The organism is Sphingomonas sp. Ant20, assembly GCF_000783375.1.
Lineage (GTDB): Bacteria > Pseudomonadota > Alphaproteobacteria > Sphingomonadales > Sphingomonadaceae > Sphingomonas > Sphingomonas aerolata.
Window position 1 is genome coordinate 1 of sequence record NZ_JRVI01000127.1, and the last position, 13,733, is coordinate 13,733.

Genomic DNA, 13,733 nt, shown 5'->3' on the forward strand with positions numbered 1-13,733 from the left:
ATCCCCGCCTGCGCGGGGATGACGGGGGAGGGGTGTGGGCTCCCCTTCCGTCATCCCGGGCTTGACCCGGGACCCAGGGTTGCGGGTGGTGGTGCTGCTTGGCTCTGGGTCCCGACTTTTCGTCGGGATGACGGAAAGGGGGGAGGATGGGACGGAGGACGAAACGGGGGGGCGATGGAAAGCGGGATGGCGGGGACGGGGGCCGGGGACGGCGCGGGCGGTGGTGGGCTGCTGCCCGCTACACGCGTTCGACGGTGTTGACGGCGTCGGCGGCGCGGAGGCCGGCCATGAGGCGCATGAGTTGCTGGATGTCGTGGACCTCGACGTCGATCTCGTTGGTGTGGAAGCTCGTGTCGCGCGTGTCGAGGCGGAGGTTGATGATGTTGGCCATGTGCGTGCCGATGATCGACGCGACCACGCCGAGCGAGCCGGGCTCGTTCTTGACCATCACCGAGATGCGCGCGACCGCGCCTTCGGTCTTTTCGCCCCAGGCGACGTCGACCCAGTCGGTCTCGTTCTCGGTCCGCTCGGCGAGTTCGGCGAGCACGCGGCAGTCGATCGCGTGGACCTCGATCCCCGCATCGGGACGGCGCAGCCCGACGATGCGGTCGCCGGGCACGGGGTGGCAGCAGGTAGCGAGGTCATAGGCGACGCCCGGGGTCAGCCCCTTGATCGAGATCGCGCTCGACTGCGGGGCGACCGCATGGCCGAGATCGGCGCCGGTCGAGCCCGGCATCAGCGCCTCCATCACCTGTTCGTCGGACACGGTGCGGCGCGCGATTGCGACCATCAGCGCGCCCTCGTCGGCGAATTTGAGCCGCTTGAGTGCGGGCTCGGTCGCGTCGGGGCCGATCGGGGCTGGGAGGCGCGAGGCGATGTCGTCGAACAGCGTGCGGCCGAGCGCCTCCTGCTCGACGCGCTCCTTGTGGCGCAGATGGCGGCGGATCGCGGCGAGCGCCTTGCCGGTGGTCGCGACGTTGAGCCAGTGCGGTTGCGGCGACTGGCCCTTCGAACGCAGGATCTGCACCTGGTTGCCGTTTTCGATCACGGTCGAGAGCGGCACGACGCGGCCGTCGATCTTCGCGCCGACCGCCTGGTCGCCGAGATCGGTGTGGACCGCATAGGCGAAGTCGATCGGCGTCGCGCCCTTGGGCAGCTGGATCAGCTCGCCCTTGGGGGTGAAGGCGAAGATGCGGTCGGCGTACATCGCCATCCGCGTGTGTTCGAGCAGCTCCTCGGGGCTTTCGGCGGTGTCGAGGATCTCGACCAGGTCGCGGATCCAGCTGACCTGATGCTCGCCGCCGCCGATCGTCTGGCCGCCGCTCTTCTGCTTGTAGGCCCAGTGCGCGGCGAGGCCGAATTCGGCCTGGGCGTGCATCGCCTCGGTCCGGATCTGGATCTCGATACGCGCATTGTCGGCATGGATCACGCTGGTGTGGAGCGAGCGATAGCCGTTGCGCTTGGGCGTCGAGATGTAATCCTTGAACCGGCCGGGCACCATCGGCCAGCGCTGGTGGATGATGCCGAGCGCGGCGTAGCAGTCCGCCTCGGTCGGGACGATCGCGCGGAACGCCATCACGTCGGACAATTGTTCGAAATTGATGTGCCGTTCGGACATCTTGCGGAAGATCGAATAGGGATGCTTCTCGCGCCCCGCGACCTCCGCCTCGATGCCGGCGCGCGACAGCACGAGTTTGAGCCCCGATGCGATCTTGGCGATGCGGTTGCCGTCGCCGTCCTTCAGCTGTTCGAGCCGGCGGTTGATCGATTCGGAAGCTTCGGGTTCGATCTGTTCGAAGGCGAGCGTCTGCATCTCGCGCATGAACTCGTACATGCCGATCCGCTCGGCGAGCGGCGCGTAGATGTCCATCGTCTCCTTGGCGATGCGACGGCGCTTCTCGGGCTTGGCGATGTGATGCAGCGTGCGCATGTTGTGCAGCCGGTCGGCGAGCTTCACCAGCAGCACGCGGATGTCGTCGGACATGGCGAGCAGGAACTTGCGCAGGTTCTCGGCGGCGCGCTCGTTCTCGGTCTGCGCCTCGATCTTGCTGAGCTTGGTGACGCCGTCGACCAGCCGCGCGACCGACGGGCCGAACAGCCGCGTGATCTCCTCGGGCGTGGCGACGGTATCCTCGATCGTGTCGTGGAGGATCGCGGTGGCGATCGTCTCGTCATCGAGATGCAGATCGGTGAGGATGCCCGCCACCTCGATCGGATGGCTGAAATAGGGATCGCCGCTCGCACGCTTCTGCGACCCGTGCGCCTGCATCGAAAACACATAGGCGCGGTTCAGCAGGGCCTCGTCGGCATCGGGATCGTAATCGAGGACTCGATCGACGAGTTCATATTGGCGCAACACCCGACATAGATGGGGCCGCAGCGTATTGCTTTGCAACCAAAAGCGTCCGGTCACCGTGATAGACGCACTCGATGAGCGCATCGCGCGGCGGAATGCTATAGGCTAGACCGGGGGTCGGGGGGGAGCCGGGACGATGGGAATTTCGGGGGGGGATTTCGGCGGGGAATTTCGCGGGGAACTTCGCGGGGAATTTCGCGGGGGATTTTGCGCGAGCCGCTGCGCGAATGCAGCCTGCCGGCGGCACTCGAGGCGATGGGGGAGCGCTGGTCGTTCCTGATCCTGCGCGCGGCGTTCAACGGGCTGCATCATTTCGAGGAATTCCAGGCCGAGCTCGGCATCGCGCGCAACATCCTGGCGAACCGGCTCGCGCGGCTGGTCGAGCACGGGATCCTCGCGCGGCGGCCCTTGCCCGAGGATCGCCGCAAGATCGCCTATGGCCTGACCGAGAAGGGTTTCGCGCTGCTGCCGACGATGATCGCGCTCCGGCAATGGGGCGAGCGGTGGGAGACGCGGATCCCGGCCTTCCCGATCCTGGTCGATGCGCGCGACCGGCAGCCGATCGAACAGGTCGCGGTGCGCGCGCATGACGGCCGCGTGCTGGGCCGGGGCGAGCTGATCTGGGCGCTGCCGGGGGAGATCGGCGCGACGGACTGAGCGGTCAGGCGGGGGTGGCGAGCCGCGCGATATGGTCGCGGATCGCGGGCGGCAGGGGTGCGGGGCGGCCGGTCGCGAGATCGACATGGACGCTGACCATCATGATCACCGTGTGGAGCGCGCCGGTTTCGGCATGCGTCAGCTCGATCCGCTTGGTGAGGCTCGACGTGCCGACCCGCTCGATCCGGACATGCGCCGCGATCGTGTCGCCGAGGCGGAAGGGCGCGAGATAGTCGATCTCGGTGCGGCGGACGTTGAATTCGGTGTCGTCCCAGCCGGGCACCGCGGCGGCGATCCCGCTCCAGTCCCAGAAGTCGGTGATCGCGACATCGGCATATTCGAGATAGCGCGAGTTGAAGACGATCTTCTGCCCGTCGATCTCGGCGTAGCGGACGCGCAGGGTGGTGGAGAAGGCGAAGCCGGGGCGGGTCATGGCTTGGGGGGATGGCTGGGGCGGGGGGTGGCGTCAACCTTTCGGGGGGCGCGGCTTCCTCCTTCGTCATCCTGGACTTGATCCAGGATCCAGAGCCGCGGGCGGGGCGCTACTTGGCTCTGGATCCTGACTTTCGTCAGGATGACGGGGTGGATGTTCGTCCAAACCGTCAGCCGGGGCGGGCGGGGGCATGGCCACCCGCTCCGTCATCCCCGCGGAGGCGGGGATCCATAGTCTATGCGGGTGCGGCTGGACTCGCGGGCGTCCGCCAGTCTGGATCCCCGCCTGCGCGGGGATGACGGTTTGGGGTGGGGGTGCTGCTCTTCCCGCCTCATCCTGGACTTAATCCGGGACCAGAGCCGCGGGCGGGGTGCTGCTTGGCTCTGGGTCCTGACGTTCGTCAGGATGACGGGGGTCGGCGACGGGTCAGCCGGCGCCCTGGGCGGGGGTGTTGACGCCCATGCTCTGGAGGTAGCGTTTCACGTTGCGCGCGGCCTGGCGGAGGCGTTGTTCGTTTTCGACCATCGCGATGCGGACATAGCCCTCGCCATTTTCGCCATAGCCGACGCCGGGCGCGACCGCGACATGCGCGTGGGTGAGGAGCTGCTTGGTGAATTCGAGGCTGCCGAGATGCGCGAGCGCGGGCGGCAAGGGCGCCCAGGCGAACATCGAGCGCGCGGCGAGGGGATGTCCCAGCCGGCGCGGCCGAAGCTTTCGACGAGCACGTCCCGGCGCTTGTGATAGAGCTCGCGGTTGCGCGCGACGATGTCCTGCGGGCCGTTCAGCGCGGCGCAGGCGGCGGCCTGGATCGGGGTGAAGGCGCCGTAGTCGAGATAGCTCTTCACCCGGGCCATCGCCGCGATCAGCGTCTTGTTGCCGACCGCGAAGCCGATCCGCCAGCCCGCCATCGAATAGGTCTTGCTGAGCGAGGTGAACTCGATCGCGATGTCCTTGGCGCCCTTGACCTGGAGGATCGAGGGGGTCGGATTGCCGTCATAATAGAGCTCGGAATAGGCGAGGTCGGAGATGATCCAGACCTTGTTCTCCTTCGCCCAGGCGACGAGCCGTTCGTAGAAGGCGAGGTCGACCGCCTCCGCGGTCGGGTTGGACGGATAGTTGACGACGAGGATCGACGGGCGCGGCACGGTGAACGCCATCGCGCGCTCGAGGCTCTCGAAATAGGCGTCGTCGGGGGTGGTCGGCACCGCGCGGATCGTCGCGCCGGCGATGATGAAGCCGAAGGTGTGGATCGGATAGGAGGGGTTGGGCGCGAGCACGACGTCGCCGGGCGCGGTGATCGCGGTGGCGAGGCTGGCGAGCCCTTCCTTCGAGCCCATCGTCACGACGACCTCGGTCTCGGGATCGACGTCGACGCCGAAGCGGCGGCCATAGTAATTGGCCTGCGCCTTGCGGAGACCGGGAATGCCGCGCGACTGCGAATAGCCGTGCGCGCCGGGCTTGCTGGCGACCTCGACGAGCTTGGCGATGACGTGCTCGGGGGGCGGCAGGTCGGGATTGCCCATGCCGAGATCGATGATGTCCTCGCCGCCCGCCCGCGCCGCTGCCCGCATCGCGTTCACTTCGGCGATGACATAGGGTGGCAGGCGTTTGATGCGGTAGAAATCGTCGGACATGATCGGCCCCGAGCTGGAGGAAGGGGTGCTGTACCGTATGCCGCGGGGGGCGTCATCCACCGCGTTTCGGTTCTGGCGGGAAAGGTGGGGGGTGCCTGCCCTTCTTCGTCATCCCGGGCTCGACCCGGGACCCAGGGTGGCGGGCGTGTGCGCTGCTTGGCTCTGGGTCCTGACTTTCGTCAGGATGACGGATGGGGGTGGGGGCGTGCCCGCCCTTTGTCATCCCCGCGGAGGCGGGGATCCATCGTCTATGCGTTTGCCGATGAGACGCGGAGTTTGCCAGTCTGGATCCCCGCCTTCGCGGGGATGATGGAAGAGGGCGGGAGGGTTGCTCGGTGCTTTCGTCGGGTGGGGGAGTGGGTTAGGCTTGGGCAAAAGGAGAGGTTGCCCATGTCCGAGACGCCGGGGGATTGCCGCACCGACGCTGGCCGAGCTGCAGCACTGGACCTGGGTGATGGGGCGGGCGCAGCAGATGATGATGGCGCAGGGGCTCGATGCGATCACCGCGCCGCTCGACGCGACGGTGCCGGAGGCGATGGTGGTGCCGGGGTTCAACGATCCGGCGACGCTTTCGCGGGTGCGCGATTTCTGGCGGGACGGCTTTGCGCTGTGGCAGCAGATGCTGGTGCCCGCGGGGGGCGGCGCGGCGCCGCAGCCCGAGCCCGGGCCCGCGACCGACAAGCGATTCAAGGCGGCGCAGTGGCGCGAGCCCGTGTTCGACCTGATCCGGCAGAGCTACCAGACGATCGGCGACCAGATGCTGCGCAGCGTCGACGCGGTCGAGGGGCTGGAGCCGCGGCAGAAGGAGCAGCTGCGCTTTGCGACGCGCGGCTTCGTCGACGCGATGAGCCCGACCAATTTCGCGCTGACCAATCCCGAGGTGATCGAGAAGACGATCGAGACGCGCGGCGCCAACCTGTTGCAGGGGCTGCAGAACATGATGGCGGACATCGGCCGCGGGCAGCTCAGCCACACCGCGCAGGGCAGTTTCGAGCTAGGCCGCAACCTGGCGATGACGCCGGGCAAGGTCGTGCTGCGCACGCCGCTCTACGAGCTGATCCACTATGCGCCGACCACCGAGCGGGTGCAGGCGACCCCGCTGGTGATCTTTCCGCCGTGGATCAACCGCTTCTACATCCTCGACCTGAACCCCGAGAAGAGCTTCATCCGCTGGGCGGTCGAGCAGGGCCTGAGCGTCTTCATGGTGTCGTGGAAGTCCGCGGATGCGAGCATGAAGGACGTGATCTGGGACGATTATGTCGCCGCGCAGATCGAGGCGATCGAGACGGTGCGGAGCCTGCTCGAGGTGCCCGCGGTGCATACGATCGGCTATTGCGTGGCGGGGACGACGCTGGCCGCGACGCTGGCGGTGCTGAGCGCGCGGGGGCAGGCGGACCGCGTCGCGAGCGCGACGTTCTTTACGGCGCAGGTCGATTTCGCGGATGCGGGCGAGCTCGCGCATTTCATCGACGACGAGCAGATCGCGCTGCTCGGCACGCTGTCGCCCGAGGGGTTTCTCGACGGGCGCTACATGGCGGCGACGTTCAACCTGCTGCGCGGGCGCGACCTGATCTGGAACTACGTCACCAACAACTATCTGCTCGGCAAGGACTATGTGCCGTTCGACCTGCTCCACTGGAATGGCGATACGACCAATCTGCCGGCGAAATGGCACAAGGCCTATCTGACCGACCTGTACCGCGACAATTTGCTGGTCGAGCCGGGGGCGATGGTGGTGGACGGCACGCCGGTCGACCTCAGTTGCGTGACGACGCCCGCCTATGTCCAGGCGGGGCGCGAGGATCATATCGCACCGGCGGCGAGCGTGTGGAAGCTGACGACCGCGCTGTCGGGGCCGGTCCGCTTCGTGCTGGCGGGGTCGGGGCATATCGCGGGCGTGGTCAACCCGCCCGCCGCGGGGAAATATCAATATTGGACGCTGGATCCGGCCAGCACCGAAACGCCGGCGAGCCTCGACGCGTTCGTCGCCGCGGCGGTCGAGACCAAGGGGAGCTGGTGGCCCGACTGGGTCGCGTGGCTGCGCGCGGTGGGGGACGAAACGGTCGCGGCGACGGGGGCGCGGATCCCTGGCGAAGGGGCGCTGCCCGCGCTTGGCGAGTCGCCGGGAGACTATGTGCGGATGCGGTGAGCACAGGCCGCCTCGAGCGCCCGTTAACCAACACGTTGAATCGGGGAATATATTGCACTGCACAATGACGATTGTCGGGGCATTGCAACTGTGATATATTGCGACGCAACACGATAAGGCGGGGGCAGATGTGATGCGGGGGTCTGGTTCGAAGTCGGGCGATCGCGGGACGGTCAAATCCGTCGCGCCGGCGCGAGCCAAGCGAGTCGCCAAGCCCGTCGCGCTCCCCCCGGCCGAGATGGTCGCGGCGGTTGAGACGGCCCCGGTTGTCGAGACGACTCCGATCATCGAGCCTACTCCGGCAGCCGTGCAAGCCCTCGAAATCGCAGCTCCCGAAACCGCGCCCGTCGCGCCTCCCGAGCCTGTGCCCGAGATGGCTGTCGCCGCGGTCGAGGGGGCGGCGGGGATCGCTGCGGCGGACATCGCTGCGCAGCCCGTGAGCCTTGACGAGCCGCAGCCCGCCGCGTCCGACGACGCGCAGCCTGTGAGCACCGACGAGGTGCCGCCCGCCGTGACCGGCGTCGCGGTGCCGCTTGCAACACCCGTTTCGACACCAGCAGACATCGTCGTTCCCGTCGGAGCGGCGCGTACAGGAAAGGATGGCATGATGAATTTCGACACCGGCACGATCGAAAAGACCCAGGCAATGTTCGCCGACCTCTCGACCCGCGCGAAGGGCGCGATGGAGAAGAGCGCGGCCGCGTTCGAGGACGCCAATGCCTTCGCCAAGGGCAATATCGAGGCGATCGTCGAATCGTCGAAGATCGCCGCCAAGCGCGCCGAGACGCTGGGGCATGAGGTTTCGGCCTATGCCAAGGCGTCGTTCGAGGGCGCGACCGAGGCGATGAAGACGCTCGCCGCGGCCAAGTCGCCGACCGAGTTCATGAAGCTGCAGGGCGATTACATGCGCACCGCGTTCGACACGCTGATCGCGGACAGCGCGCGTTCGACCGAGATGATGATGAAGATGGCGGGCGAGATCACGCAGCCTTTGTCCAACCGGGTCGCGATCGCGACCGAGAAGATGAAGATCGCCAACTGAGCCGATGACCGGGGTCGGCGCTACGCGTCGTCTCCGGCCGGATGCGAGACGGGAGGGGCAGGCAGGGGATCCCTTGCCTGCCCCTTTTGCGTGGCGCTTGTGCCCAGCCCTTTTGCCGAGCCCTTTTGCCGGGCCTCATAGGTTGCCCTTTTAGCGGGCGGGGCTTGCTCTTCGACCATCAGGTGCCATATTTTCACGTCATGGCGCTGACACCGAAAATACTGGTTCCGATGACGATGACCGAGCGACGCTATACCCGTGTTGAAGATGGCATCCGTGCCGAAGACGGGAATTCCGACGGCACCGGGGATTCCGGCGGCAACGACCGGGGCAATGTCGGCATCGCGACCAAGACGCGGTCGCGCACCAAGCAGCCGACGCCGTACCGCGTGCTGATGCTCAACGACGATTATACGCCGATGGAATTCGTCGTGCTGTGCCTGCAGCGCTTCTTCCGCATGGACATGGAGGCGGCGACGCGGGTGATGCTGCACGTCCACCAGAAGGGCGTCGGCGTGTGCGGGACGTTCAGCTACGAGGTCGCCGAGACCAAGGTCAGCCAGGTGATGGATTTCGCGCAGCAGAACCAGCACCCGCTGCAGTGCACGCTCGAAAAGGCCTGATCGCGCGGCTTTGAGCGCGCGTCGGGCGCTGGGCCCCCCGCCGGGCCAGACCGGTCAGCGCGCGGGCGGAAGCCAGCGCAGGTCGAGACCGTCGAACCGGTTCACATAATTGGCGGCGCGCAGCAGCGCGGTCTCGTCGGTAAACGACACGCGGCCAGCACCGCGCGCGATCAGCCCGTCCTCCTCGAGCTGACGGAGCATGCGGTTGACATGGACCGCGGTCAGCCCGGTCGCGTCGCCGATCTCCTCCTGCGTGAGCGGCAGCGCGAAATCGGTGGTCGCGGCCTGTCCGGTCAGCCGGATGCGGTTGCGGATCTCGAGCAGCAGCGCGGCGACGCGGACCTTGGCGGAGGTCCGGCCGAGCGCGGCGAGCCGGTCGGTCAGCGCGACCTTTTCCATCTGGTTCATCACCATGATGACCGCGGCGAGCCGCGGATGTTCGGTCAGCAGCCCCGCCATCAGCGTCCGGTCGAACGGGCAGACGGTCAGGTCGGTCATCGCGACGATCGTCTCGGGCGAGTCGCGGTAGACCAGAGCCGAGACCGCGAGCATGTCGCCGGGAAACAGGAAGCGCAGGATCTGGCGGCTGCCGTCGTCGAGCAGGACATAGCTCATCGCCATGCCGCGCTGGAGGATGAAGAGCTCGGCCATCGGGTCGTGCTCGCGCAACAGGATCGTGCCGCGACGCAGGTCGCGCGGGCGCTCCTCGAGGCGCGTCAGTGCCGTCGTCTCGCTCTCGGTCAAGGTGATGTAATCGCCGAGACGTTCGGCGAAGCAGCTGTGCGGCACTGTGATCGGCTCCCCGTCGTTGCTCCACAGAGCAAACCCCCCGATTTTACGCATTAAAGTCGATCAATAGGGCCGGTATGAGCCGCATTTGGTTGACCGCCATGCGCGCCTGCGGACGCAGGCCCGCCACGCGGCCGGGCTTGCGCGGATCGTGCGGGGCGATAGACAGCCGGGGATGGACCGTATTCTCATCCGCGGCGGCAACCGCCTGACCGGGCGCCTGCCCATTTCCGGCGCGAAGAACGCCGCGCTCACGCTGATGCCCTGCGCATTGCTGACCGAGGAGCCGCTGACGCTGCGCAATTTGCCGCGGCTGGCCGACGTCGACGGGTTCGGGCATCTGCTCAACCAGCTGGGCGCGTCGACCGCGATCCAGGGGACGCGGCCCGAGGATTTCGGGCGGGTGATGACGATCCGCGCGGGCAACCTGACCTCGACCGAGGCGCCCTACGACATCGTGCGGAAAATGCGTGCGTCGATCCTCGTGCTCGGGCCGCTGCTCGGGCGCGGCGGCGAGGCGACGGTGTCGCTGCCCGGCGGCTGCGCGATCGGCAACCGGCCGATCGACCTGCACCTGCGCGCGCTCGAGGCGATCGGCGCCGAGCTGGAGATGGCGGCGGGCTATGTGAAGGCGACCGCGCCCGGCGGGCGGCTGACCGGTGGGCGCTACCGCTTCCCGATCGTGTCGGTCGGCGCGACCGAGAATGTCGTGATGGCGGCGGTGCTCGCGCGCGGGACCAGCGTGATCGAGAATGCGGCGCGCGAACCCGAGATCGTCGACCTGTGCCGCTGCCTCGTCGCGATGGGCGCGTCGATCGACGGGATCGGCACCGAGACGCTGACGATCGAGGGTCGCGACCGGCTGCACGGCGCGACCTATGCGGTGATGCCCGACCGGATCGAGGCGGGCAGCTATGCCTGCGCGGCGGCGATCACCGGCGGCGACCTCGAGCTGACCGGCGTGACCGCGTCGGACATGGGCGCGACGCTCGACGCGCTGGTCGAGGCGGGGGTGAGCGTGACCCCGACCAAGGACGGCATCCGCGTCGCGTCGGACGGGCATCTCCAGCCGCTGACGCTGTCGACCGCGCCCTATCCGGGCTTTGCGACCGACATGCAGGCGCAGTTCATGGCGATGCTGTGCAAGGCGGACGGCGCGAGCGTGCTGACCGAGACGATCTTCGAGAACCGCTACATGCACGTGCCCGAGCTGGCGCGGATGGGCGCGGACATCCAGGTGCGCGGCCGCACCGCGGTGGTGCGCGGCGTCGACAAGCTGGTCGGCGCGCCGGTGATGGCGACCGACCTGCGCGCGTCGATGAGCCTGATTTTGGCGGGGCTCGCGGCGGATGGCGAGACGTCGGTCGGGCGGGTGTATCATCTCGACCGGGGGGTATGAGCGGCTCGAGGAGAAGCTCAGCGCGGTCGGTGCGGATATCGAGCGGGCCAGCGACGGGTGAGGCTCTTTCCGCCGTCATCCTGACGAAAGTCAGGATCCAGAGCCATTAAGCGCGGCGTCTGTAACTCTGGATCCTGACTTTCGTCAGGATGACGGGAAGGGGTGGCGGGTGCCGCGCGCAGGCGATGCGGTCGGGGACTTCGGCGGCGTCGTGTTCGATCGTGGTGGCGGGGGCGACGGCTTCCCAGGGGAAGACGAACCAGTCCTTGGTGTCGCGGCGGTCGATCGTGCGGGCGGTGTAGTCGATGCGTTCGGCGGAGCTGAGATTGTCGATTAAGTCGCGAAGCGGATCGCGCCGGGGGTCGCGCCCGCGGCGGCGAGCGCGGTGCGCAGATGCGTGATCGTGCGGCCGGAATCGTTGATGTCGTCGAGGAAGAGCAGGCGTTCGCCCGACTGGGTGCGTGCGGCGAGCTTGACGAGCGGCTGGTCGGCGAAATCCTCGACCTGGCTCGAATAGTCGACCGAGAGCGTCGGGAGGCCGATCGCGTGGCTGAGGAAGACCGCGGGGGACGAGACCGCCGCGGCCGATGCCGATGATGAAATCGGGAGTCCAGTCGGCGTCTGCGCGCAGCTGTGCGGCGAGGGTGTGGATCGCGGCGACGAAGTCGTCCTGCGGGATGGGGGGTGAAGATCGGCATCCGTTGCGCTTTAACGGGTGGGGGGCGCTGGGGCCAGCCGGTGTTCGGATCGGGTTCGGGTAGGGCGGGTTTGCTGGGCTCTGGATCCTGACTTTCGTCAGGATGACGGGAAGGGGAGAAGGGGGAAGGCGGGGCGCCGGTCCGGGTGTTTCCCCGCGAAGGCGGGGACCCAGTCTGGCTCCCGCCTTCGCGGGAGAACAAGGTTAGGCTCAGATCGCTTCGAGCGCCTGCGTGAAGTCCGCGATCAGGTCGTCGGCATCCTCGACGCCGATCGAGATGCGCACCAGATTGTCGGTGATGCCCAAAGCCTGCTTGCGCGCGTCGGGGACCGAGAGGTGCGTCATGCCGGCGGGGTGGCTGGCGAGCGTTTCGGTGCCGCCGAGCGAGACCGCGAGTTTGGCGATCTTGAGCGCGTCGAGAAAGGCGAAGCTCTCGCGCTCGCCGCCTTTCAGGTAGAGCGAGAAGGTCGAGCCGCCGCCGGTGCAGTGGCGGCGATAGATGTCGGCCTGACGCTCGGCGCCGGGTTCGTCGGCGAGGAAGCCGAGATAGCCGACGCGCTCGACCTTGGGGTGATGACGCAGATAGGCGCAGACCTTGGCGGCATTCTCGCCCGCGCGGCTCATGCGGAGTTCGAGCGTCTCGAGACTGCGCAGCAGCATCCAGGCGGTGTTCGGGTCGGTGATCGTGCCGATCGTGTTGCGCATCGTCCGGATCGTGTTGATGTGCGCCTTGGTGCCGAGCACGCCGCCCGCGACGAGATCCGAATGGCCGCCGACATATTTGGTCAGCGAATAGACGACGATGTCCGCGCCGTGCTTGAGCGGCTGGAACCAGAGCGGTCCGAGGAAGGTGTTGTCGATCGCGATCGGCGGTTTCTCACCCGTGAAGATCGCGTCGCGGCTGGCGGCGACCGCCTCGACATCGACCAGCGCGTTGGTCGGGTTGGCGGGGCTTTCGAGATAGATGAGCGCGACATTGCCGGTCGCGGCCTCGGTCATCACCGCGTCGATCTCCTCGCGGGTGGCGCCGGCGGGGAAGTCGAGCCACTTGACCCCGAACTTGCCGAGCACGCGGCCGATCAGCGTCTCGGTCGCGGCGTAGAGCGGCCCCGAATGGACGATCGTGTCGCCGGGCTTGACCATCGCGAGGAACAAGGTGGCGATCGCGGACATGCCGGACGAGAAGGCGAGCGCGTCCTCCGCCTCTTCCCAGACGCCGAGGCGATCCTCGAGGATCTCCTGGTTGGGGCCGTTGAAACGCGAATAGACGAGGCCCTCGGCACCGCCCGGACGCTTGCCGGTGACGCCCTCGAAATGGCGCTTGCCCGCGGCGGCATTGGGGAAGACGAAGGTCGAGGTGAGGAAGATCGGGGGCTTGAGCGACCCTTCCGACAGCGACGGGTCATAACCATGGCCCATCATCAGCGTCGAGGGTTTCAGCTTGCGGCCGCCGATCTTCTCGACCTCGGGCTTGGGGGCGACGCGCGCGGCGACGCCGGTGAGGTCGGCTTCGGTCTCGGCGGGCATGCCGGTGGGGGTCGGGGTATCGGACATTCTAGGCTCCTGCATGACCCGTCTGGTGCGGGCCGATGCGGCGAGCCTAGCGATGCGCAGCCGGTTTGGGGAGGCGTCAGAGGCCGATGATACTGATCTGGCGACCATAAGTGGGTTCGCCGCGATGGGTCGCGCGGCGATAGCTGAAGAAGGCATCGTCTTCCGTGTAGGTGTCGCGGCCGAGCGCCTCGACCCGGCCGACCCCCGCGGCGGCGAGCCGGTTGACGACATAGGCCTCGAGATCGAACTGGTAATGGTCGGTGCGGGCATCCGCGAAGAAGCGTTCGTTCTCGGGATCGGCCTCGCAGAAGCGGCGGAGGAAGCCGGTGTCGACCTCGTAGCTGGCGCGCGCGATGCACGGGCCGACCGCGGCGACGATCCGGTCGCGGCGCGCGCCGCC

Annotated in this window: 9 protein-coding genes and 3 pseudogenes; 5 read left to right on the top strand and 7 right to left on the bottom strand. The window is 67.7% G+C overall.

Going from position 1 to position 13,733, the window contains the following annotated elements; translation table 11 throughout:
- Positions 1-238 precede the first annotated feature (238 nt).
- Positions 239-2,359, bottom strand: coding sequence for a bifunctional (p)ppGpp synthetase/guanosine-3',5'-bis(diphosphate) 3'-pyrophosphohydrolase (locus NI18_RS14780; RefSeq protein WP_031394869.1), 2,121 nt, complete (start codon positions 2,357-2,359; stop codon positions 239-241).
- A gap of 252 nt (positions 2,360-2,611) precedes the next feature.
- On the opposite strand from NI18_RS14780, the gene NI18_RS14785 reads away from it, so the two are divergent.
- The gene (locus NI18_RS14785) at positions 2,612-3,013 is read left to right on the top strand and encodes a helix-turn-helix domain-containing protein (protein ID WP_042467067.1); all 402 of its coding nucleotides are present in this window, start codon (positions 2,612-2,614) and stop codon (positions 3,011-3,013) included.
- Between the two features lie 4 nt (positions 3,014-3,017).
- Here the strand turns inward: NI18_RS14785 and NI18_RS14790 are convergent, their stop codons facing one another.
- The gene (locus NI18_RS14790) at positions 3,018-3,446 is read right to left on the bottom strand and encodes a thioesterase family protein (RefSeq protein WP_031440658.1); all 429 of its coding nucleotides are present in this window, start codon (positions 3,444-3,446) and stop codon (positions 3,018-3,020) included.
- A 426-nt stretch (positions 3,447-3,872) separates the two neighbouring features.
- Positions 3,873-5,080 (bottom strand): annotated as a pseudogene (locus tag NI18_RS14795) (LL-diaminopimelate aminotransferase).
- A 454-nt stretch (positions 5,081-5,534) separates the two neighbouring features.
- Here NI18_RS14795 and NI18_RS14800 point away from each other — a divergent pair.
- The 3 genes from NI18_RS14800 to clpS all read left to right on the top strand — a co-directional run bounded on the left by NI18_RS14800 (position 5,535) and on the right by clpS (position 8,894).
- A complete protein-coding gene (locus tag NI18_RS14800; protein ID WP_084215228.1) occupies positions 5,535-7,229 on the top strand; it encodes an alpha/beta fold hydrolase in 1,695 nt (564 codons plus the stop codon).
- 133 nt (positions 7,230-7,362) lie between these two features.
- Positions 7,363-8,271, top strand: a complete 909-nt coding sequence (phaP, locus tag NI18_RS14805) for a TIGR01841 family phasin (protein WP_052149223.1) — start codon at positions 7,363-7,365, stop codon at positions 8,269-8,271.
- Between the two features lie 236 nt (positions 8,272-8,507).
- Positions 8,508-8,894, top strand: a complete 387-nt coding sequence (clpS, locus tag NI18_RS14810; RefSeq protein ID WP_037530933.1) for an ATP-dependent Clp protease adapter ClpS — start codon at positions 8,508-8,510, stop codon at positions 8,892-8,894.
- Between the two features lie 54 nt (positions 8,895-8,948).
- Here the strand turns inward: clpS and NI18_RS14815 are convergent, their stop codons facing one another.
- Positions 8,949-9,737: a Crp/Fnr family transcriptional regulator gene (locus tag NI18_RS14815; RefSeq protein WP_081874263.1), complete on the bottom strand. Its 789-nt coding sequence runs from the start codon at positions 9,735-9,737 to the stop codon at positions 8,949-8,951.
- A 121-nt stretch (positions 9,738-9,858) separates the two neighbouring features.
- Between NI18_RS14815 and murA the strand changes: the two are divergent.
- Positions 9,859-11,143, top strand: a pseudogene (gene murA, locus NI18_RS14820) (UDP-N-acetylglucosamine 1-carboxyvinyltransferase).
- A 120-nt stretch (positions 11,144-11,263) separates the two neighbouring features.
- Here the strand turns inward: murA and NI18_RS27180 are convergent.
- From NI18_RS27180 to NI18_RS14830, 3 genes and pseudogenes are all read right to left on the bottom strand, one after another.
- Positions 11,264-11,780, bottom strand: a pseudogene (locus NI18_RS27180) (phosphoribosyltransferase domain-containing protein); the annotation flags it as partial.
- A gap of 209 nt (positions 11,781-11,989) precedes the next feature.
- Positions 11,990-13,306, bottom strand: coding sequence for a cystathionine gamma-synthase family protein (locus tag NI18_RS14825; RefSeq protein ID WP_031440517.1), 1,317 nt, complete (start codon positions 13,304-13,306; stop codon positions 11,990-11,992).
- Positions 13,307-13,409: 103 nt separating this feature from the next.
- A partial coding sequence (locus NI18_RS14830; protein WP_037530929.1) for a laccase domain-containing protein occupies positions 13,410-13,733 on the bottom strand: 324 nt, incomplete at its 5' end.